Annotated in this window: 26 protein-coding genes and 2 pseudogenes; 20 read left to right on the forward strand and 8 right to left on the reverse strand. The window is 39.9% G+C overall.

Annotated elements, in window-relative coordinates; genetic code table 11:
• On the forward strand, positions 1-554 hold a 554-nt coding region (locus FHL05_RS10775; protein WP_153522677.1), incomplete at its 5' end, for a recombinase family protein.
• Between the two features lie 714 nt (positions 555-1,268).
• On the opposite strand, the gene FHL05_RS10780 is transcribed toward FHL05_RS10775, so the two are convergent.
• Complete coding sequence (locus FHL05_RS10780; protein WP_016526926.1) at positions 1,269-1,406, reverse strand: hypothetical protein; 138 nt, start codon at positions 1,404-1,406, stop codon at positions 1,269-1,271.
• Positions 1,407-1,625: 219 nt separating this feature from the next.
• Here FHL05_RS10780 and FHL05_RS10785 point away from each other — a divergent pair, with 219 nt between their 5' ends.
• From FHL05_RS10785 to FHL05_RS10810, 6 genes are all read left to right on the forward strand, one after another.
• Positions 1,626-2,675 (forward strand): ParM/StbA family protein, encoded by a 1,050-nt coding sequence (locus FHL05_RS10785; protein WP_065937763.1) that lies wholly within the window; start codon positions 1,626-1,628, stop codon positions 2,673-2,675.
• Between the two features lie 2 nt (positions 2,676-2,677).
• Entirely contained in the window at positions 2,678-2,953 is a 276-nt protein-coding gene (locus FHL05_RS10790) for a hypothetical protein (protein ID WP_003625713.1), read from the forward strand.
• 537 nt (positions 2,954-3,490) lie between these two features.
• Positions 3,491-4,585, forward strand: coding sequence for a replication initiator protein A (locus tag FHL05_RS10795; RefSeq protein ID WP_153522679.1), 1,095 nt, complete (start codon positions 3,491-3,493; stop codon positions 4,583-4,585).
• A 406-nt stretch (positions 4,586-4,991) separates the two neighbouring features.
• Positions 4,992-5,273 (forward strand): type II toxin-antitoxin system RelB/DinJ family antitoxin, encoded by a 282-nt coding sequence (locus tag FHL05_RS10800; protein ID WP_010014831.1) that lies wholly within the window; start codon positions 4,992-4,994, stop codon positions 5,271-5,273.
• 46 nt (positions 5,274-5,319) lie between these two features.
• Positions 5,320-5,505 (forward strand): hypothetical protein, encoded by a 186-nt coding sequence (locus FHL05_RS10805; RefSeq protein WP_010620892.1) that lies wholly within the window; start codon positions 5,320-5,322, stop codon positions 5,503-5,505.
• The gene (locus FHL05_RS10810) at positions 5,502-6,182 is read left to right on the forward strand and encodes an ATPase (RefSeq protein ID WP_153522681.1); all 681 of its coding nucleotides are present in this window, start codon (positions 5,502-5,504) and stop codon (positions 6,180-6,182) included. The genes FHL05_RS10805 and FHL05_RS10810 overlap by 4 nt, the downstream gene beginning before the upstream one ends.
• Here FHL05_RS10810 and FHL05_RS10815 read toward each other — a convergent pair.
• Positions 6,172-6,450 carry a hypothetical protein gene (locus FHL05_RS10815; RefSeq protein WP_153522683.1) on the reverse strand — a complete coding sequence of 93 codons (279 nt, stop codon included), beginning with the start codon at positions 6,448-6,450 and terminating at the stop codon, positions 6,172-6,174. The two genes, FHL05_RS10810 and FHL05_RS10815, sit on opposite strands and share 11 nt — an antisense overlap.
• Before the next feature lie 21 nt (positions 6,451-6,471).
• A complete protein-coding gene (locus tag FHL05_RS10820; protein ID WP_125982395.1) occupies positions 6,472-6,681 on the reverse strand; it encodes a hypothetical protein in 210 nt (69 codons plus the stop codon).
• 269 nt (positions 6,682-6,950) lie between these two features.
• Between FHL05_RS10820 and mobQ the strand changes: the two genes are divergently transcribed.
• The 3 genes and pseudogenes from mobQ to FHL05_RS10835 form a co-directional block, all read left to right on the forward strand.
• The gene (gene mobQ, locus FHL05_RS10825) at positions 6,951-9,011 is read left to right on the forward strand and encodes a MobQ family relaxase (protein WP_153522685.1); all 2,061 of its coding nucleotides are present in this window, start codon (positions 6,951-6,953) and stop codon (positions 9,009-9,011) included.
• 83 nt (positions 9,012-9,094) lie between these two features.
• On the forward strand, positions 9,095-9,406 hold the full coding sequence (locus FHL05_RS10830; RefSeq protein WP_057138751.1) for a hypothetical protein: 312 nt from the start codon (positions 9,095-9,097) through the stop codon (positions 9,404-9,406).
• A gap of 35 nt (positions 9,407-9,441) precedes the next feature.
• A pseudogene (locus FHL05_RS10835) lies at positions 9,442-9,882 on the forward strand (hypothetical protein); the annotation flags it as partial.
• 20 nt (positions 9,883-9,902) lie between these two features.
• On the opposite strand, the gene FHL05_RS12615 reads toward FHL05_RS10835, so the two are convergent.
• Entirely contained in the window at positions 9,903-10,190 is a 288-nt protein-coding gene (locus FHL05_RS12615; RefSeq protein ID WP_238706893.1) for a CPBP family intramembrane glutamic endopeptidase, read from the reverse strand.
• 688 nt (positions 10,191-10,878) lie between these two features.
• On the opposite strand from FHL05_RS12615, the gene FHL05_RS10845 reads away from it, so the two are divergent.
• The 8 genes and pseudogenes from FHL05_RS10845 (at position 10,879) to FHL05_RS10885 (ending at position 17,279) form a co-directional block, all read left to right on the forward strand.
• Positions 10,879-12,126: a betaine/proline/choline family ABC transporter ATP-binding protein gene (locus tag FHL05_RS10845; RefSeq protein ID WP_153522687.1), complete on the forward strand. Its 1,248-nt coding sequence runs from the start codon at positions 10,879-10,881 to the stop codon at positions 12,124-12,126.
• Between the two features lie 2 nt (positions 12,127-12,128).
• Positions 12,129-12,758, forward strand: a complete 630-nt coding sequence (locus FHL05_RS10850) for an ABC transporter permease (protein ID WP_135373746.1) — start codon at positions 12,129-12,131, stop codon at positions 12,756-12,758.
• Between the two features lie 11 nt (positions 12,759-12,769).
• Positions 12,770-13,699 carry an osmoprotectant ABC transporter substrate-binding protein gene (locus tag FHL05_RS10855; RefSeq protein ID WP_153522689.1) on the forward strand — a complete coding sequence of 310 codons (930 nt, stop codon included), beginning with the start codon at positions 12,770-12,772 and terminating at the stop codon, positions 13,697-13,699.
• Positions 13,699-14,361, forward strand: coding sequence for an ABC transporter permease (locus FHL05_RS10860; RefSeq protein WP_153522691.1), 663 nt, complete (start codon positions 13,699-13,701; stop codon positions 14,359-14,361). Before FHL05_RS10855 ends, FHL05_RS10860 begins: the two co-directional genes overlap by 1 nt.
• Before the next feature lie 210 nt (positions 14,362-14,571).
• Positions 14,572-14,802: a helix-turn-helix domain-containing protein gene (locus tag FHL05_RS12870; protein ID WP_135373740.1), complete on the forward strand. Its 231-nt coding sequence runs from the start codon at positions 14,572-14,574 to the stop codon at positions 14,800-14,802.
• Positions 14,790-16,105 (forward strand): annotated as a pseudogene (locus tag FHL05_RS10875) (type IA DNA topoisomerase); the annotation flags it as partial. The gene FHL05_RS12870 and the pseudogene FHL05_RS10875, both read left to right, overlap by 13 nt.
• A 121-nt stretch (positions 16,106-16,226) precedes the next feature.
• Positions 16,227-16,442, forward strand: coding sequence for a hypothetical protein (locus tag FHL05_RS10880; RefSeq protein ID WP_008855344.1), 216 nt, complete (start codon positions 16,227-16,229; stop codon positions 16,440-16,442).
• Positions 16,443-16,445: 3 nt separating this feature from the next.
• Complete coding sequence (locus FHL05_RS10885; RefSeq protein WP_153522697.1) at positions 16,446-17,279, forward strand: ArdC-like ssDNA-binding domain-containing protein; 834 nt, start codon at positions 16,446-16,448, stop codon at positions 17,277-17,279.
• A gap of 156 nt (positions 17,280-17,435) precedes the next feature.
• On the opposite strand, the gene FHL05_RS12770 is transcribed toward FHL05_RS10885, so the two are convergent.
• The 4 genes from FHL05_RS12770 to FHL05_RS12775 form a co-directional block, all read right to left on the reverse strand.
• Positions 17,436-17,525, reverse strand: coding sequence for a putative holin-like toxin (locus FHL05_RS12770; RefSeq protein WP_072672334.1), 90 nt, complete (start codon positions 17,523-17,525; stop codon positions 17,436-17,438).
• 126 nt (positions 17,526-17,651) lie between these two features.
• The gene (locus tag FHL05_RS10895; protein ID WP_014940864.1) at positions 17,652-18,314 is read right to left on the reverse strand and encodes an HD domain-containing protein; all 663 of its coding nucleotides are present in this window, start codon (positions 18,312-18,314) and stop codon (positions 17,652-17,654) included.
• Positions 18,314-19,705 (reverse strand): MFS transporter, encoded by a 1,392-nt coding sequence (locus FHL05_RS10900; protein WP_041142890.1) that lies wholly within the window; start codon positions 19,703-19,705, stop codon positions 18,314-18,316. The genes FHL05_RS10895 and FHL05_RS10900 overlap by 1 nt, the downstream gene beginning before the upstream one ends.
• A 287-nt stretch (positions 19,706-19,992) precedes the next feature.
• The gene (locus tag FHL05_RS12775) at positions 19,993-20,070 is read right to left on the reverse strand and encodes a putative holin-like toxin (RefSeq protein WP_076661461.1); all 78 of its coding nucleotides are present in this window, start codon (positions 20,068-20,070) and stop codon (positions 19,993-19,995) included.
• A gap of 305 nt (positions 20,071-20,375) precedes the next feature.
• Here FHL05_RS12775 and FHL05_RS10910 point away from each other — a divergent pair, with 305 nt between their 5' ends.
• Positions 20,376-21,455: an FRG domain-containing protein gene (locus FHL05_RS10910; protein ID WP_014940866.1), complete on the forward strand. Its 1,080-nt coding sequence runs from the start codon at positions 20,376-20,378 to the stop codon at positions 21,453-21,455.
• Between the two features lie 109 nt (positions 21,456-21,564).
• A partial coding sequence (locus tag FHL05_RS10915; protein ID WP_162000289.1) for a recombinase family protein occupies positions 21,565-21,686 on the forward strand: 122 nt, incomplete at its 3' end.

Below are 21,686 nucleotides of genomic sequence, written 5' to 3' on the forward strand. Positions count from 1 at the left end.
AGGAGCAACATTTAGATCGACAGTTAGCGGCTTTAAAAGACGTTGATAAATTATTTACGGATAAATTAAGTGGGGCTAACACTAATCGGCCAGAACTGCAAAAAATGCTGGCCTATATTCGTGAGGGTGATATTGTAATGGTCACTGAATTAGATCGCTTAGGCAGAAACAACCATGATTTGACTAAGATCATGAACTCCATTCAAAATAAGGGTGCCACCCTAGATGTGTTAAATTTGCCGTCCATGACAGGGATTGCTGACCCAAATTTACGTCAACTGATGACCAACTTGATTATTGAACTCTATAAGTATCAGGCCGAAAGTGAACGTAAGCGAATCATTGAGCGCCAGCAACAAGGGATTGCCTTAGCTAAGCAGCAGGGTAAATATCATGGGCGCAAACCCCAATATGCCAAAGATGATCCCCGTTTGCAACATGCTTTTAAGCTTTATCGAGCTGGCATGAGTGACATTGATGTGTCCCGAAATACAGGTATTAAACGGACGACCTTTATTCGATACCGTGTGAAATACGGTATTAAAAGAAAATAGGAACCCTATTTTCTTTACTTATAGTTTTGGAGGGTGTTTACTAAAGTTTTTTTTCTTGGAATCTGATTCCGTGTTTATTAAACCATCGACGAGATGTCATACAAGAATGACACCCTGACTGTGTATACATCATGATCATTTTTCATTTACCCACTTTTTTATTTTATTTAAGAAAAAATGATTAATGCTAACGTATCAAAGTAACTTGCAGACATACATTAAATAAATATAAAAAGCATGGTAAAAATATTACAATCACTAATTTCAGTAACGGACTGTACCATTTTTACTATACTTTTGGGATTCCTATGAAACCAAGAGCAACTTATATTTATGATTATCTAATTGTTCTATATCCTTGTATTAAAACTACTAGTACAAGAGGGATTGTAATCCACCAATCTCTCCGATATACCAATGAAATACCTAAGAACAGTGAAAATAAAATAAACACATAAAACGATGGTTTTTTATAAAAAAGGGGTTTCATCCGCAAATACCACCTCCTTGACAAATACCATGTGCTAATCCCGGAAAAAAGCTATCTGAATTCCGAGGCTTATCTCTACGCCGAATACACCCCGCCGTATAGCAATGTCCGCCGCCAATTATCAATTTAGCCTCCTCATCAGAAAGCACCTCAAATGATTTTAATTTTTTCATAAAGAATCCGACCTCTCGATAACACATACCAGTATAGAAACGCAAAAATTTTTATTTAAAAAGTAATCCTCCACCGATAAAAACTGCTACACGACCGACACGTTCTCCTAAACGATACCATTGCTTTTTACTCATACCGCCTGAGATTTGTTGCAATTGTTCTAAATCAAGTTCGACATATTTGTTCATTTAAATTCACATCTTATAAATATAATTTTATTGTATCCCTAAAAAAATTAAAATTCAATTCCCCGTTGTGTTAGTTTATTTGTTGACCCTTGGCCGCCAGTACTTTTTGTACTGCAACTTAATTTAGTTGCATTTTTTGTGATTCTTTTTATTTACAAATAGCATGTAATGTGGTATTTTGTATATACATAAAATAGTGCAGTATAAGGAGAGTGCTTTATGGATATTTTTAGCTTAGATTTAGGAAACAAGCAGACAAAATTAAAAAGTAGCAAAGCTGAATATGTGCTGCCTTCAAGATATTTAAATCAAGCAGACATGCCAATGTCGGTTGGCAATTCTACAATGAATAATGACCTACACACTTATTCAGTTCCTTTTAGCGACGATAAGTACGTATGGGGTCGAGATATTGATCGGCTTCACCTTGACGAATATTTAGCTGATACAATCATGTATGGTGCTCGATACGATAGTGAAGCATTTAAATTACTAGCCAATTTTGCGCTGGGATTACTAGCAAGTGATTTCAAAGCGGCTAAAGATCAAGTTTTAGAAGTAGTCGTCACTGCTGGGCTTCCAACTGGGGATTATGCTGACCAAGGACAATTAAAAGCTTTATTAAAAGTCTTAGAGGGCCAACATCAAGCTACTATTGACGATAAAATCGTGACGGTAAGAGTTCGTAAAGTTTATATTTTGCCCCAACCAATCGGCACCTTATATAACGAATTACTAGACGATGAAGGCTTTATCCAGAACAAAGATCTATTAGACGAAAAAGTCGGCATTGTTGACGTAGGTGGTGGAACAATACTGATTGATACGATTTTAAACTTTGAGCTAAGTGGCAAAAATCGCCATCAATTTAATACCGGCGTAAATGATCTATATGAAGCCATTGCCAACGGGATTAATGGTGATACTAGCCTTTATCAATTAGAAAAAGATTTACGAAAGGGAAACCAGCAACATCATTGGAGCTACCGATTTTCTAAAAATCGTCAAGATGATATTACTGATTTGGTTTGCAAGGAAATTGACCGGTTTACCCGGCGCTTAGTTGCTAATGTAACTTCAACGTTAAAGAACCTTAATAGTATTGATACTTTGTTCTTTACCGGTGGTGGAGCCAATTTGCTTAACCAAAAAATCTTGAATACTACTTTCACTAACGCAGTTATTGTTAAAAATACAGAAGTTGCTAATGTTAATGGCTTTTATAAGTACGGATTAAGTCAACAAGCTCAAAACGAAGGGAGCAAGTAATCATGGGAAAAGTTAAAACCTTGAACGTCCGACTAAATCCCGAGAAAATTGTCGACAAAGAAATCCTTGATTACTTTGATAAATCATTAATTCCTAAAACCACACTTGTTAAAACCGCTTTAATTCACGAAATTGAACGGTTAAAGGCTCAAGGTGATCCTTATGTTAAAGATGAACTAAAAGCTCCAGAAGCACCTAAAAATAGCACAGAATCACCATCTGATTCCAAAGAACGCTTGCAAGGAGGATTTAATGCCTTTTCAGACAATGATATTTAGAAAAAAGATGGCAAAATATACAACACCAAATAAAGTTGCCGCTAGGTAAGCGCTATGCTAGACTAAGATTAATTTAACAACCGAATAAAGAGATCAAGCTAAACAGAAAAATCCCCGATTCACGAGGAATCAGGGATTTTTGGTTTAGCAAGTAGCTATCAGGCAGCTACTTAGATTCAGTCGATTTAGACCTGCAAGTTAAAATCGACTGAACATTGTTCTTAATTTGTAGGTTAATTATACCGCAAACCAGTCCAAAAGGACAAGTTAAGGATAGTTAAAAAACACATTAAATCCAATGGACTAAGTAGCTAACTGGAGCTATTTAGTCCATTTTTTGTTGTTAGAAATTAAAAAAGTTGCCGAATGGGCAACCCAGAATAGACACATGCTGGTGAAACTACAAAGCCGATCACGACCAATGTTCGCTTTGTAATTCAGTTAGAGCATATCAGATTTGTATTTTAAAGCAAATCAAATGTTTTAGCAACTCTCTTTTGAGACAGCGTGTGTCAGTCAAGAAAGGGAGTTTTCATTATGACACAATTTAATTTTATTCAATCACAAAATGCTTATGGAACTAAGTTTTTTCAACTACCACAGGTATTATTATATGGCGAAAAATATAAAGAACTAAGTGACAGTGCGAAATTAGGTTATGTAGTTTTGCGTGATCGTTTGGAATACTCATTGCAAAATAATTGGATAGATGATGAAAATAGAGTGTACTTTATTTTTACCAATCATGAATTACAAAATTTATTTGGTTGGAGTGACCGAAAAATATCAAAAGTAAAAAAGGAGTTGGAAGAAGCAGGACTGTTATTCCAAATCAATCAAGGATTTGATCCCAAGAAAAAGAAAAATTTACCCAATCGACTTTACCTTGCTGATTTGGAAGTTACAGCAAAAGACGTGTATATTAAACAGGATTTCGCTAATAAAACGGCTGGAACCCTTGATACAAGCGGACTAGCACAAATGCAAGCTCGACAAGAAAAAATCAAAACGGCTGGAACCCTTGATACAAGCGGACTAGCACAAATGCAAGCTCGACAAGAAACGGCTGGAACCCTTGATACAAGCGGACTAGCACAAATGAGACACAATCTATATAATACTAATAACTTAGATACTAATAGATACAATATAGATACTCAAAAGTTGGACTTTTCCACAGTCCATTTTTCACCAGCAGAAATTCAAAAACAAAACCAGGATTTGGTGAACCATGCTAATGACTTCTTAACTGATGAAGACAGTGGCTTACCGGTTTTCTTAGAACCCGAAGCCGTGCAATTACTAAGTTTCTGGTGCCGCACTCCGCAACAAATGCGGCGCTTCATTGGCATTATCTTAAATGCTAAGTACCGAGTTGAGAAAGATCACAAAGATATTGGTGTCATAATCCCACTTGATGATGAGGAACTGAAACCTTTAATGACTAAAGCCTTGAGACGGTACTTTAACGCCCTGAGAAGCAATGAGAAGCACATCAAGAACGTGGAAAACTACTTGTACGGCACCATGCAAAACCTATTTGGCGTTTGGTGGAATAAACAAGCGGCTAGAGAATATGCGGCCAAACACCCCGAAGAACAGAACACTGACAATGAGCGTTCTTGGAATTAAACGCCGTATAAGCTCATTTAAGCCGTTTTAAGTGTTACATGCATAATTATATTAAAATCGCTTTAAAATCGCTTAGAAGCAAAAATAGACACCTTGAGTGGCTGAATTGGCGCTTGGTGGAATAAACAAGCGGCTAGAGAATATGCGGCCAAACACCCTAACGATGAGCGTGCTTAAAACTAAAAAGCTATATAAGGCCATTTAAGCTGTTTTAAACAGATAGAGCATAATTATATTAAACGAGTTTTAAAATGCGCTTACGGGCACTTTAGGAACGTTGTATAAGTGCCATTGCGGAAAGGACAGCAAACTTAAATTCACAACTTTTAAAGAAGCAGGCTAATTGAGATGGTACTCAAAGATTAGTATAATGTGAGTAGTAATAAAAGGGGGGGGCGAGAAAATCATGGCAGTTAAGGAAAAGAAACGCGTACAAGTCCAGATTGACAAAGAATTGGCAGATAATACCGAAGCCGTTTTAAGCCAGTTAGGTCTAAACCCAACTACCGCGATCAATATGTTTTATAAGCGGATCGTAGCTGACGCAGCATTACCGTTTAAACCAGCCCTGAGCGAAGCCGAAAGAGCTAATTTAAGCCTTTTAAAGGCTACCAAAGAGACACCAGTAACAGAGTTCAAAGACGCTAAAGAAGTCGCTGATTGGCTCAATGATCCAGATGAGGACTAATGGCTTATCAGATTAAATAAATTAATAACTTGGAAGTGTGATGAACATGAAAGATACAATCACAATTAATGACTTTTTTGAAATTGCCAAAGAAACTGATTTAAAAGATTTACTTGATAAGTCATTACATGAGCCAGATCCAGAAAAGCGCAAAGTATATGACGCTTTATATACCTACTTTTTAGATAAAAGGCAAGATGAGGTTATTAAGCGAAAGGACTTTGTCCGTTGATAGATAAACCCCAATATATAATTGTTGCTGGTATTAACGGAGCAGGAAAAAGTACGCTATACGATACATTTCCCATCTTGTTTGACAAAACAAAACGGATTAACGCTGATGAACTTTTAAGACAAATGGGTGGCGATTGGCATAAAGATAGTGACAACTTAAAAGCCATGAAAGAAGAAATCAAACAACTACACTATGCTTTAGATCACCAGCAAAGTATTCACGTAGAAACAACACTGGCAGGTAGAGGCAAAGCTCAACTCAATTTGATTGACAAAGCTCACAAAAATGGCTTTGAAGTGACTTTATTATATGTTGTTTTGCGAGATGAAAATTTAGCTATCCAAAGGGTCAACGAACGGGTACAAAAAGGTGGCCACGGTGTTCCAGTAGCAACGATCAAGAAACGTTATCAGCAATCCAAACATAATTTGCCATTAGTGGCCTTTAAATCTGATAAGGTAATGATCTATGATAATAGCGAAAAGTTTACCTCTGTTTATGCAAGAGAGAAGGGACAAGTTTTTAAGAACGATTTGAGGCATTTTCCTTGGATAAACCAAAATATTACTTATCCAGAAAAGGTGCAAAAGCAGTTACAAAATTTTGCAGATCAAAACCCAGAAGTAAAGCCTAAAAATGATCCAGAAAATAAAAACGATCGGCCTAGTTATTAGGTTGATCGTTTTTGAGTTTATTCGGTTTATGGGCGTTAACATAGTCAGCAAATGTTTTTAAAAGTTCTTCGGTTTGTTCGACCGAGAGGTTATTAGCTTGAAAATACGTTTCTAATAAAGCCCCTTTTTGAATTAATCGGCGAGAACGGGCTTTTCGTGATTGTCGATTTTCATAATACTTAGATTGGCGTAACTTAAAATCTTCCCGCTCAATTTTTTGTTTTAAACGCGCTTGTTGTTCAATTAGTTTTTCATATTGATTAGGCATGGAATTCCCCATCTCCTATGACTAATGATCTACGGACTTTTCCTTTAAAAACTCGGATACTTTTTTTGATAGGGACTTGATATTGTCATTAGATAAATTAGCATAATCTAAATTGGCTTGACTGATGATTTGTTTACCTAGCCGTTGTTCAATCTTATTTTTTTCGTCCTTAATTTTTTGATTAAGCGCTTTTAATTTGGCTTCTTGTTTTTCTAAGTTACTTTGAGGCATAATGATCCCTCCAATCGTATTAAAAATAATCACCGACACTATATCATACAGAGAACGTTAAGTCAAAGTATGAAAGTTGAAATAGCGAAGCGGAAGTCATACACTATAAGTAAATTTAGGGGAATCAGAAGACCGAGTGAAACGAGGTCAATGCGCACTTACACATAGAATGAATTCTATGTTGTACTAACCCCAAAATACTGTATTAGAAGTCGCCAATGGCGACAACAAAGTTAAGCCCATAGAATCAAAGTAAAGAGGTGACTAACATGGCAATATTTCATATGAGTTTTAGTAATATTAGTGCTGGTAAAGGACGCAGTGCTATTGCCAGTGCCGCTTATAGAAGTGGTGAAAAATTATTTGATAATCAAGAAGGCCGCCACTATTTTTATGCCCGATCGGTTATGCCAGAAAGCTTTATTTTAACTCCCGAAAATGCACCAGAATGGGCCAGTAATCGAGAACAATTATGGAATGAAGTTGAAAAGAACGATCGTAAATCAAACTCACGGTATGCAAAAGAATTTAACGTGGCTTTACCGGTAGAATTAAGTGAATCCGAACAGAAAGAATTACTGACAAAATATGTGCAAGAAAATTTTGTCGATCAAGGTATGGTAGCTGACGTAGCAATTCATCGCGATCACCCAGACAATCCGCATGCACATGTGATGTTAACTAATCGCCCATTTAACCCCGATGGTAGTTGGGGATTAAAAGCAAAAACGCAGTACATTAAAGATGAAAATGGCAAGCAACTTTTAACCAAAAGCGGGTTTCCAAAACAAAGAAAAATTTGGTTGGTTGATTGGGATAAAAAAGAAAAAATAACTGAATGGCGGCACAATTGGGCGGCAAGTGTAAATCAGGCTTTAGAGCAAAAAAACATTCCTGATCGGATCAGTGAAAAATCATTTGTGGAACAGGGAATAGCTGACACACCAATGCAACACGAGGGGATCAATAGCAAACAGCATGAAAGAAAGGCATTTAATCAACAAGTTAAGAACTATCGTAAGTCCAAAGCTGGCTATAAAAATATGCAGGAGAAATTAGTTAATCGAAGCCACTTGGATAGCCTAAGTAAACACTTCTCGTTTAACGAGAAAAAAGTGGTCAAAGAGTTAAGCCACGAACTGAAAACTTATATTAGTTTGGAAAGTTTAGATGATAAGCGGCGCATGCTATTTAATTGGAAAAACAGTACCTTAATTAAGCACGCTGTTGGTGAAGATGTCACTAAGCAATTATTGACAATTAACCAACAAGAAAGTTCACTAAAAAAAGCAGATGAGCTCTTAAATAAAGTAGTTGATCGCACGACTAAAAAACTTTATCCAGAGCTTGATTTTGAACAGACAACCGCGGCTGAACGACGGGAATTGATTAAAGAAACTAATAGTGAACAAACGATTTTCAAAGGCAGTGAATTAAACGAACGTTTAATGAATATTCGTGATGATTTATTGACCCGACAATTATTGACCTTTACCAAACGGCCATACGTTGGCTGGAAGTTATTAATGCAACAAGAAAAGGAAGTCAAAATCAAGCTTAAATATACGCTGATGATTCATGATGATAGCTTAGAAAGTCTAGAACACGTTGATCAAGGTCTACTAGAAAAGTATTCACCAACCGAGCAGCAAAAGATTACTCGAGCAGTCAAAGATCTACGGGCAATCATGGCCGTTAAGCAAGTCATTAAAACGCAATACCATGAAGTATTGAAAAGGGCCTTTCCCAAAGGCGATTTAGATGGATTGCCATTGATTAAACAGGAACAAGCCTATACAGCCGTGATGTACTATGATCCTGTTTTAAAGCCATGTCAGGCCGAAACGATTGAACAGTGGCAAGCAAACCCACCACAGGTTTTCAGCCGCCCAGAACATCAACAAGGACTAGCTTATTTATCGGGACAGCTGAGCTTAGATCAGTTAGAAAATCATCACTTACAACGGGTTTTAAAGCATGATGGTACTAAACAACTCTTTTTTGGCGAATGCAAAGCCGATCCGACGATTAAGAACAGTCAGATCGAGAAAATCCAAAAGCAGTTAAAAGGGCAACAAGCCAAGGACGACCAGTATAGAAAAGTAAATATGGGGCATTATCAACCGCTAAATTACAAGCCAGTTAGTCCAAGCTACTACTTAAAGACGGCCTTTAGTAACGCAATCATGACTGTTCTATATGCTCGTGATGAAGATTACCAACGGCAAAAGCAAGAACGTGGACTGAAAGAAACCGAGTGGGAAATGAAGAAAAAGCAGCGGCAACACCAAACCCGGAACCGGCATGAAGATGGGGGTATGCACTTGTAATCTAAATGTAAAATTAAAAGTGCACCAACGTGCTCATTTAATGGTACAATGAATCTATAATATAGGGAAAGGAGTATTCACATGTGACAAAGAAACAGGAATGGTTTAGCTTAGCTCAAGCTAGTCTCAAGCTTGAGCGAGGTAGTACGTACGTGAGTGTTTGGTTAAGACGGCACCCTAACGAGTTGCCAAGTGAAATGCTCATGGAAACGGGCAAAGTTAAATTAATATCTGAAGATGGCATTGAATGGATTAAAAACCACATAAAAAAAGAGGGCGTCCTCGTAAGCAGTGAAGTTGCTAACGAGGATCAGCACCTAGAAGTTACGATTCTGGGTGTCACCCTCCTAACAATCCATTTTACCGGGCGGGTTAGGGGAAAGCTAGTTGTTTAGCGTCCCTAACGCGCTTTTTTTGAGGAGGTGATTTAATGAAAGTAGAGAGCTGGCAAGGCATTAATGGCAAGTTACTACATGATGACCAAAAGGCGATTGTGGTTGATGACGACCAAGCACTAACTGACCAGAAGCAGCTACAAGCGATATTAGATCAAGAAGGTCAGCCAATCGATGAAGTTCGGCAAGCAATGATTAAGAAGACCGTTAAACGCCAGTTGAAGACTGAGCCGTTAAAGCTTAGTGGTTGGTTTAATCGCCATCAAGACCGTCAAAATGCTAAAAAGGCCGAAAAATTGGTAAGTGATAAACCGACTCATCAATATAAGCAGATCAAAAATGAAATGACCTTTTTTGGTGAGAGTTTCCTGGAAGGCTTCTTAGGTTTCTATGGCTTAGAAGTTGATAACGCCTTAGACCGTTACGAACATAATTTGCATGTCTTAGAGACCCAAGAATTAGGCCAGTCATCAAAGTTCGTATCACGAAAAATTTGCTACAACTGAATCATCACCAGTATTGTGACCAGCACATTGTAGGTGATATGCGCGATGATACTTGTCCTCAACGTTCCCGAATTTTTGTTGAGTACACTTAGTCCCACGGCGAAGATGAACAAAGATAGCGATGGAATAATAGCCTCCGCGTGAAGTAAAACAAAAATAAGCGCCGTCACGACAACCGCCACCCAATTGCTGAAAAACTTCGACAAATAGTGTTCTATAAAACCCCTAAAAGCTAGCTCTTCACATATAGGACCAAATAGACAAACTGCCAATATCATTGGCCATCTTAATGATCCTTTCAGCAATTGAGCTGTTTCTGACTATAAGACATTCTCACTTGAATGCGGAAGAAAGGCGAGATTATTCAAGACAAGATTGATCACAGTAATGAAAATTGCCCAAATAATCGGCATCAGCAGATATTTTAAAAACGACGATTGCTGTTTTTGTGCTGAAGATCTCTTTTGTATTTTTCGATCTAGTAGCATCAATAACGTTATGGAGATTGCTGCACTACCAAAGACAAAGATCAAGTTTAGTGTGATATTCGTCGTGAAGTAGTCAACAAGCGAAACGCCATCAGCGAGATAAAGTATGGGTATGAATAAGATAATTCCTCAAAGTATGGACTTAGCTTTTTCCAAAACAATGACTCCTGTTCCCAGTTTATAACTCAGACACTCTAAACGCAGAAGCCTTTAAACTAAGTCAGAAACTGACATTCGATTTAACATAACCATAAAAGTACTCTCTCAATCAGAAACTTCCATTTCCTAACAAACAACTAAGCTTTTAGTCCTTTCATCAACTTTCCTCTTTAAGGAATACTTCATACACCCAGTTAACTTACAAATCACCCACCAACCCAACCCGCGCAAAACTCCCGCCCCACAACCGGTCTTCAATTAAAATACAATTAACTTCATGTGTTATTATGGAATCATCAAATAAAGGAGGGCACGTCAGATGCCAGAAGAACAACCAATGGTCCAGTTCAAGGACGTTGAAAAAGTTTATCAAGGCGGGAATGTCGCGGTCGAACATATCAACCTTGAGATTCATAAGGGTGAATTTGTTTGTCTTATCGGGACGTCGGGTTCCGGAAAGACAACCACGATGCGCATGATTAACCGCATGCTGGAACCCAGCGGCGGCCAAATCCTGTTTAACGGCAAGGACATTCACAAAATCGATGCCGTAAAATTGCGGCGTCAAATCGGCTATGTTATCCAAAACATTGGCCTCATGCCGCATATGACCATTTATGAAAACATCACCATTGTCCCGAAGTTATTGAAGTGGCCGGAAGAAAAGCGACGCAAGAAAGCTAAGGAGATGGTGGACCTTGTTGAATTACCGGAAGATTATCTGGATCGCTATCCATCCGAGCTTTCCGGTGGCCAGCAACAGCGAATCGGCGTTATCCGGGCGCTTGCTGCGAATCAGGATCTGATTTTAATGGATGAACCTTATGGCGCTTTGGATCCGATTACCCGTGAGGCTTTGCAGGAACTGATTAAGAATCTGCAGGAGAAGCTTGGTAAGACCGTGGTTTTTGTCACGCATGATATGGATGAAGCGCTCAAGCTCGCAACCAAAATTGTGGTGATGGACCACGGGCATATCATTCAAAATGCGACGCCAACCGAACTGTTGACGCATCCAGCAAACAAATTCGTTGAGAACCTGGTCGGCCAGGATCGATTGGTTCAGGCGCGGGCTGATGTGACCACCGTTGAGCAGATCATGCTGAAGAATCCTGCAGCGATCACGCCAGGCAAGTCACTAGCTGAAGCGATTTCCCTAATGCGTAAACGTCGCGTTGATACGCTGTTGGTGACGGATGATGAAAATCATCTGAAAGGCTTCATTGATTTGGAATCGCTGGAAACCCGGTATCAAAGTGCTACTAGCGTTGGCGACATTACCAAGTCGAGTATCTTCTATGTGAATAAGAACGCTTTGCTGCGCGATACCGCTGATCGCATTTTAAAGCGCGGTTTCAAGTATGTGCCGGTGGTTGATAACGATCAGAAATTGGTCGGTATTGTCACCCGTGCTTCATTAGTTGATGCCGTTTACGACACCATCTGGGGCGAAAATGAAGACGATCAAGCCAGCGATAGCGCCAAAGAGTCGGCAACGCCTACCGATCAGGAACCGGCAACCGATTCGGCAGCGGCAGATGACCGAGACGCACCTAAGGAGGTGTGACCATGTTTGCTTTTTTAAACACACATGGCAGTGAACTGATCACCAAAACCTGGGAACAGCTTTACATCTCGGCAATTGCGTTAGGTCTTGGGGTGATTGCCGCCGTTCCGCTGGGTATTTTGCTGACGCGTTTTCCTAAGACCGCTAAAGTCGTGATCGGTATTGCCAGCATGCTGCAAACGGTGCCATCATTGGCGTTGTTGGCCTTGATGATTCCTTTATTCGGGATCGGAAAAGTGCCAGCTATCGTTGCACTGTTCATTTACTCGTTGTTACCGATTCTGCGGAATACGTATATCGGTATGGAAGATGTCGATCCGGTGTTAATAGACGCGGCTAAAGGTATGGGCATGACGGCGATGCAATCGATTCGGCAAGTCGAAGTGCCTTTGGCGATGCCGGTGATCATGGCGGGCATTCGCTTGTCAGCTATTTATGTCATTGCCTGGGCAACCTTGGCTTCGTACATCGGGGCTGGTGGCCTTGGGGATCTGATCTTCAACGGTTTGAATCTCTTCCAGCCGGATCTGATTATCGGCGGCACGATTCCTGTTACCATTTTGGCACTGGTCATTGACTGGTTGCTTGGGCGGTTGGAATACCACCTGACACCTGTCAGTGAACGCGCTTAGGAGGTGGCAAGATGAAACAGTTCAAAAAATTATTTCTGTCACTTTTGCTGATTCCCGTTCTCTTGTTGAGCGGCTGCGGCTTTCCTGGCTTAGGCGGCTCCGGTAATGACGGGACGGTGCGGATCGCCTCGCAAACCAGTACCGAGTCGCAGATCATGGCCAATATCATTGCCGAACTAATCAGTCACGAGCTAGGTTACAAAACCACGTTGGTCAATAACCTCGGCTCCGGAACCGTGGTGCATCAAGCCATGGTCCGCAACGATGCCGATATTAGTGCTACGCGTTACACCGGCACCGAGATTACCGGCACATTAGGCATGAACCCGGTCAAGAACTCAGCTAAGGCCACCGCCATCGTCAAGCGCGAGTTCAAAAAGCGCTACGATCAGACCTGGTATCCATCTTACGGCTTTTCTGACACTTATGCCTTTATGGTGACGCAAAAAGAAGCCAAAGAAGACAATCTCAACACCGTTTCCGATTTGAAGAAAGTCGCACCGCAATATAATGCCGGCGTTGACTCCAGCTGGATGAACCGGAAAGGCGATGGCTATAGAGATTTTACTAAAGCATATGGCTTTGACTTTAAGCGGGTTTATCCGATGCAGATTGGTCTGGTTTACGATGCCGTTGAAGCAAACCGAATGCAGACAGTTCTTGGCTATTCTACTGATGGACGGATTCGCAGTTACAATCTGAAAGTACTGAAGGACGACAAAAACTTCTTCCCGCCTTATCAGTGCTCATTGGTCGTTAATAATAGCCTTTTGAAGAAATACCCTAAACTAAAACCGTTACTGCATCGCTTAGACGGCAAGATCAACCTGAAAACCATGCAGGAACTCAACTATCAAGTCGACGACCAGTTACTTGAACCAAATGTGGTCGCGCAAAAGTTTCTTGCCAAACACAACTATTTCAAAGGAAGTGACGACTAATGGCTAACATGGATACTTGGCAGCAATTCTGGTATTACCTTGCCAACAATGGTTCCTACGTGCTGAGTCAGTTCGCCCGCCATTTTCTGATTTCGATCTATGGGGTGCTCATCGCAGCGGTAATCGGCATTCCGGTTGGGCTGGCAATTGCGCGCCATCGCACCTTGAGTAACACAGTCATCGGCATCGCCAACGTCATTCAGACCATCCCCAGCCTAGCGATGCTTTCGATCATCATGCTGGGACTCGGACTTGGCGTAAACACCGTCATTGCCACGGTCTTCTTATACTCGCTGCTGCCAATCATCAAGAACACTTACACCGGCATGCAAAATGTCGATAAGAACCTGATGGACGCGGCTAAAGGCATGGGCATGACCCGCTGGCAGTCACTGTATATGGTCGAAATCCCCTTAAGCGTGTCGGTCATCATGGCCGGGATTCGTAACGCTTTGGTCGTCGCCATCGGGATCACCGCAATCGGCGCCTTCGTCGGAGCTGGCGGCCTGGGCGACATCATCATCCGCGGCACCAACGCCACCAACGGCGGAACCATCATCCTCGCCGGCGCGTTGCCGACAGCGCTAATGGCCATCATCTCCGACCTCGTCCTCGGCTTCTTGGAACGCCGGCTCGAGCCGAAAGGAAAGGCTGCTTCATAAAAGTAGGTCTAACAGTTCATAGTTACTAAATAGGACGAGTGAATCTTCACATACGGAGATTCACTCGCCTTTTTTGTTTCTCAAGAGTAATTTGTTAGGATTGCTAATCTACGTAGTTTGGCACGGCCCAGAACTCATTGCCCAAATTCATACTAAATAAGATCTAATATAAGCCGTTTAATCCCACGGCTTTTCTGGTATGCTTTCATCATGCCAAAAATATTTAAATACACCGAAAACCAAATTAATGAGCTCAAGACAACCTTCGAACACCACGAAAATGCGCGTGCAATTCGTCGCGTTCAGGTGGTCTTGCTTCGCGCCCAAGGACACTCAATCAAACAAGTCACCGCTGTAACTGGTGCCAGCAAAGCTAAAATATCTCGCTTGACATGCAAGTATTTTGCAGAGGGACTCGAGGGTCTTTCAAAGACCTGTTAACGAAGGCCGATACCATTATTGTTGCCACCGATAGTGGTCGGGAAGGCTCTAATATTGCGTGGTCAATCATGAGCCAAGCCCAGATTGACGTTAAAAAGAAGACCATTAAGCGGCTATGGTTGAATAGCCTAGAAAAAGACGCCATTATTACCGGCTTTAAAAATCTTGGTGATTGGCACCAAGACTATTTTGAACTAAATGCGGAAATTTTAGCCAATCAGCAAAAATTCGTCGCAAAATTAGACCCCTATCAGCAATTTAAAGACGAAACAGGGCTAATAACATTTATGCAAGCTAAACACGTTCATAAAGGCTCACAGGCCGGTTTAATCAAGGACGTCCAAAAGCAAGGAAAAAACGTGCTAGTCCCCAACTATTCTCGCTATCTAGTCTGCAAAGTGCCATGAATAAACGGTATCATGCCAGTGCCAGCCAGACTTTGGCGGCCATTCAGAGTTTATACGAAGCCAAGTTCCTTAGCTATCCCCGCACCGATTGTGCTTATATCACTGATAAAGAATTTGAGTATTTAATGGCTAATCTGACGAAGTATCTGGGTTTAGTCTCTAAGCAAGTCCAAGCAAATCTGCAAACACCGCAAAAAGAAACGACACCACCGGTGCCCTTTACCGAAGGTACCTTAATTACGGCAATGAAGACGGCCGGTAAAACACTTGATGATGAAGAAGCCCAAGCGATTCTTAAAGATGTGCAAGGCATTGGGACAAGTGCGACCCGGGCCAATGTGCTGGAAGTGTTAAAGAAACGCGGCTACTTAGTTACTGAAAAGAATAAGTTGCACGTCAGTGAAGCCGGAATCACTTTATGTAAAGCAGTCGAACTCGAACCCTTGCTAACTAGTCCAGAAATGACAGCTAAATGGGAGCAAGCGTTACAGCAAATCAGTACCGAAGAACGCACTCCGGATAATTTTTTGAGCCAAATCAAGAAGTTTGTGGCGAAGTTAATCGCTGATGTTCCCACACAATTAACCGGCAATGTAGCCATTAAGCAACAAATCAATCACCAACAGCAAGCGCAAAAAGCCGCCGAAGTATTCTTAGAAACACCGCAAGCGACCGTTTTAAATAAACAGAAGTTTTACATTGTGAAGCCCAAGCAAGGTGAAGATTTTACCTTACCTAAGAAATGGAGCAGTAAGACCCTCGGGAAGACCGCGATCAAAGCACTGGTCACCAAAGGGGAAACCAGCAAACTAAAGGGTTTCAAGAGCAAAAAGGGAAAGTCGTTTGACGCCAAGTTAAAGCTTGACGGCCATAAATTAAGTTTTGATTTTGATTAGAACCTGCCTACCGCCCTGCACTACGTTCCGGTTGGTAAACCCGTCATTTAGGTTCACTTTTATAAAGCTAAAAGTAAACCTAAACAACGGGTGAGATTAGCAAAGCAAAGGAGATCATAAAATGGATAATAAATTAGCAGTTATTGGGAGTGAATTACCAGTTTTACAGGCTAAAGGAACCTACAAGTATTTAAAAGAAATCACTGGTAACGGAGCCTATTATCAAGTGGCTTGGCAAAAATTAGCTGATGGCTACATCGCCCTTTATGGCACGACCCCGATTCAAATCAACGTAGCCCCTATATTGAATGATATTTTTGAAAATGAGGAGGGGTAGACAATGCCGAGTAAAGCAGACGTTAAAGCCTGGAAAGCACAATTAGTCGCCCAAGCCGAACAACAAATCCTAAAATTAACCGATAGTGACCGATTTAAACAGTATCTTAATACCCTGGCTAAATTTCATCATTATAGCGCCAGAAACATTGATTTGATTTATGCGCAAAATCCGCAAGCCACTCAAGTCGCGGGCTTTAAGCAATGGCAGACGGCTTTTAACCGCACCGTCAAACGAGGCGCAAAAGCGATTCGGATTGCGGCTCCGATCATTAAGAAGCTAACACCAGCCGAGCAGAAGCATCTTGATACCACCGATGAGCGCGCCATTGTCGGTTATCGCTATCTACCCGTCTTTGATGTGGCACAAACTAGTGGTGAACCAGTGTTAAGTGCTAAAGACTTTGTCAAAGAAAATTTGGCCGATCATCAGAATGTGACAAGCTTATATAACGCGTTCAAAGATTATTTAAACCAGCAAACCGACCTTAAAGCCGTGATCCATAGTGCTTTAAGTGAGATCCAGCAAGTGAGCAACAAAGTGATTGAGCTTAGCGATGGCTTAACCAAACAATTAGGCTTACAAGAAGCCCAAAAAGAGCCTGAGCATAATCTAAAAAAGCTATCAGCCCATGATCTTAATAAGTCCTATCAAGGCTTGCAACAACAAGTTCAGCAAGCAACTAGTCCACAACAAAAAGCGCAATTAAAAAATCAGTTAAACGATGTGCACCAAGAAATTAGTGATCGAACTCAAAAACAACTGAAAGCATTTGCTGAAGAAAATCCGGAAATCAAACAACCTGATCCTGAATACGATCAAAGTCTGAAACGTTAGCCAGCTTTTAAAGGACATGCTATAATGGAAACAGAAAAGGAAGCCCCGCCGAAAACAGGACTTCCCACGCAAGCCGCTTCAAAGGCGGTGGCATTAGTTAAAAAATGATAGTTGAGTCACCCTGTAACCTAGCCAAAGTTACGCAGGGCGGCTTTTTTATTTGTTCCTTTTGTCGATGTATGTTAGCAACGCTAAAATAAACATTGCAAACAGCAACATCAACGAGAGTGTCTGGAAGACGCTCATTGACTGTGAAACCTTCCTGAAGATTATTCCATGTTCCCATGGGCCTCACCTCGCAAGGGATCAGACTGCCCTTTATTAAAAAGCGCAGCGACTTTTTCGAAATACGATTTATCTAATAGATACTCATTATGTCTCATCTTTTACACCTGTTTCCATTTGGAATTCAGATAAGAAATCACGCATATACTTTGTTCGACGACTGGCTTCTTGCTTTCCCGTTCTGGTATTCATTGAACTTGCTAATTTCAGTAGCTTTTCATAAAAGTGATTGATGGTTGTACTTTTGTGATGGCGATAATCATCGTGTGTTTTGATTTCCTTCACTGATATTTTGGGATCGTATATTTCCTGTCCAGCGTGCCCGCCGTAAGCAAATGCACGTGCTATGCCGATTGCACCTAGTGCATCAAGTCTATCAGCGTCCTGAACACATTTACCTTCGTTAGAAAGCTGGTAATGGTGTTCAATGTTGTCAGAATATGACATATGTTGGATAATATCTAAAATGTCTTCTCTAGCCGGAGTTGCAATATTCTCATGGCTAAGTATAATTCGTACTTCTCTCAGTCTATTCTTTTTATCTGCAGTGACTTTTTCGTCTATGGTGTCATGCAAATAGCTAGCTGCTTTCACAACATACAGACCAATATCAGTTTCATCTTTTTTAAAATCTTCTGTATATATTTTCTGAGCTAACTTAGCCACTCTTTGGGCATGAAGAAAATCATGCCCAGTTGGATCAAAGGCCATATTTTCTTTAGAAAATGATTTTATATCATCTAAACTCATTACTCTTTATCTCCTTTAATTACTTTATTTCGTAAAGCTATCAAGCATAGAGAAATTGTGAATACGGCAACAAAAAACAAAATCAAGAAATTGATTGCTAACCCCCATTTTGTCCCTGAAATTACACTCCCTTGTTGTTTCTGCAATAAAGAAACAATAGAGGACGATATTGCAATTCCAACTGCTCCTGAATAAGCTTGAACCGTCATATAAATCGAATTACCATCATTTACTAACCCAGCAGGTAATTGAGACAAACTATAGGTCATGATGTTACTGTAGCTAAAGCTCAATCCCACCATAAAAAGCATATATATTAAAACCAGCCCGCCAATACTTGGTGTAAATAGGTTGGCGCCCAAAAAGGTCAGTCCAATGATTATACAGCCACTTATAATGGGTAAGCGGGGTGCAGTTTTATCGTAAATAATACCAGCAACCACCGATAGCACTGCATCAATCACAGCGGCAGGAGCAATTAGAAAACCTACCAAACCAGGTGACTGGGCAAAAAGTATTTGTAGCACATTAGGGATTAAGTATGACATACTCAAAGAACTGAATTGCAATAGAAAAAAAGCACTTAACAACTGCAAAAAGCGTTTGTTTTTAAAGAGACTTAATTCCAACAATTTATGGCTCTTATGCTTCTCATTAAGAAGGAAAAGTAAGCCACTAAAAAAAGCTGTTCCTAGTAAAAATAAATACAATTTAAAAGAGCTACTGTTAGCAGTCAAGTTAACAATAAACATCAACGTCGTTGTCAAAAAAATGGCCAAGAAAATGCCCCCACGGACATCAAAGGGAACGTAATGAACCGGTGAACTTTGTTCAATGCTAAGCTCACCAAGCAGCCAGGTAACCATAATAATTGGTATTAAAATTATAAATAGAAAATGCCAATTGAATGTGTCCTGAATTATGCCACCATATATGGGACCCACTGCTGGTGCAAAGGCAATAACTAAGCTACCTAGCCCCATAAAAGTGCCAACTTTTTTCTTTGGCACTTGATCTAGTATGACAGCAAACATCAACGGTAACGCGATTCCATCAGCAATGCCTTGACATAAGCGGCCTAGCAAAACTAAATTAAAGCTGTTGGAAAAGCTTGCAATCAACGTACCGACTAAAAAGCTTAAGCACGAAACTCTAAATAAAGTTACCACACGAAACCGTCTTAAAAAGAATGAACCCAATGGAATCAAACTAGTTGAGACTAGCATATATCCAGTAGTCAACCATTGAACTTGACTGATAGGTATAGAAAAATACGTTGTTAATTGTGGGAAGGTTATGTTTAACGCTGTTTCAACCACTATTCCTAAAAAGCTTAAAAGACCAATCGAAATTATTGCGCTCAATAGTTTGTTGTGTTTCTCTTGAACCAAGAATTGCACCTTCCAAACACTACATATAGTTTTTATTACATATTATACCACTATATATGGTTCTTAGGCCGTTGCTCCTACATATTTTCAAGAACGAACAATAGTTTCTCTAGCCTTTGAGAAACTACACTTAAAATAGTCGCAAGTCCGTTATAGCCATGCTATAATGTAAACAGAAAAAGGAAGCCCCGCTAGAACAGGGCTTCCCATGTAGAGCCGTTTAAGACGGTGGCAAAGTTTAATAATAGATTAAATAATCCGTTAGCCCTGCCAAAAGCTAAGACGGATTATTTTTTTTGCTGACTTTTGATCAGCTCAACAATTAATGCAATCAAGGCCACGATAAATGTACCGAAAGCTAGCATTAATTGTAAAGCGTCCGAAACGGACACTTAGGCTACTCCTTTCGTTAGGATTTATGGGCTTTAAAGGTTTAACACCATAAGCACCGCCTCCGATCGGAAATAGCCACCGCCTTAACTTCTCTACTTGATTCATTATACAGAGATATAATTCTTTTAGAAACATATTTTTAAATCAGTAGTGTACTTCATTCTAACCTGGATTAGTGTATTAACGTAAGTCATCTTAGTAAGAACATTGAGCATAAAAATACGGTAATTGATTCATTTTATCAGAGTGCTTGCTTATATCTATAGGAGGTTCTATTTTGAATATTCAATCTGTAAATAGTTTTTTAAGCAAAAAAGCAGAATCCCTAAAGTCTATAAAAGCTAATGTAACAGTTGATGGAAGAGGTTTGCTACCACGATTTTTCTATAGAGGACAGTCAAATGACTTCAAAAGTAGTAATAACGTTGCTAGCATCTTTAGACAAAAAGAGCTCTCCGGATATACCCATGAATATTCATTTACTAATGAGTACATGCGTAGGTACGCAAACGATTTTAACAATTTAGAAAACAATTTTTCTCGCCTGTCTTATATGCAACATTTTGGCTTGCCAACTAGGTTATTAGATGTAACGACCAATGCTCTTGTCGCTCTTTATTTTGCCTGTCAATCTCATCTTGATTCTGAAGGACATGAAACAGACGGGATAGTTACCATGTTTTTTTCTAACAAGACACAAAATATTGATGATTTCACATACTATAGTAGTCGCAGTGACACCGTGGAAGTCTTATCAACATTAGCATTGATGGACGAAGAAAAAAAGAAAAGTATTTATAGAAAAATATCTTCTTTCAACAAAAATATTGATGATTTGTTGAAAGAAGATGAAAATCATTTATACCAAAGTTGGTACATGGATCTGGTCAAGCAGTTCCCAGAGGGCTATTATGAACAACTTTCTGAGGAAAACCAAAAAGTATATGACTCACTAAATGATTTCTATAAAGAAATAAATCAGTCTTATGAAATGCAATGCCTGTATCATGATATTAAAAGAGATACTGGTTATTTTGCTGATCTAATCAACTTTAGAACTTTACTTCACCCATTTTTCGTCGAACCTTCAATTAATAATGAACGCTTACGAGCTCAAAGTGGTTTTTTCCTTTTTGAACCTTATGATGGTACATCATGTAGCTTGGAAAATATTCATGATGATATTGATAACAAAGTATCTCTGTACAATGGACACAATGAGCCAATTAGATTAGTAATTCCTGGTGAAAAAAAGCAACAAATTTTAAACGAATTAAATCAATCATTGGAAATAAACCAGGCTACTTTATTTCCAGACAAAGAAAATGTGGCTAGTTATATAAAAAATAATTTTTAATAAAAAATGTTTAAAGGCCATTAGGGCATACCCTAGTGGTCTTTTTTATTTCTGTGCTATACTAGGAATTACAAGTGTTCATTAGAACTGTCCAAAAGGAGAATTGGAAATGGCTAAAATCGGTTATGCGCGTGTGAGTTCCAAGGAGCAACATTTAGATCGACAGTTAGCGGCTTTAAAAGACGTTGATAAATTATTTACGGATAAATTAAGTGGGGCTAACACTAATCG

It is taken from the genome of Companilactobacillus halodurans, assembly GCF_009600995.1.
GTDB classification, from domain to species: Bacteria; Bacillota; Bacilli; order Lactobacillales; family Lactobacillaceae; genus Companilactobacillus; species Companilactobacillus halodurans.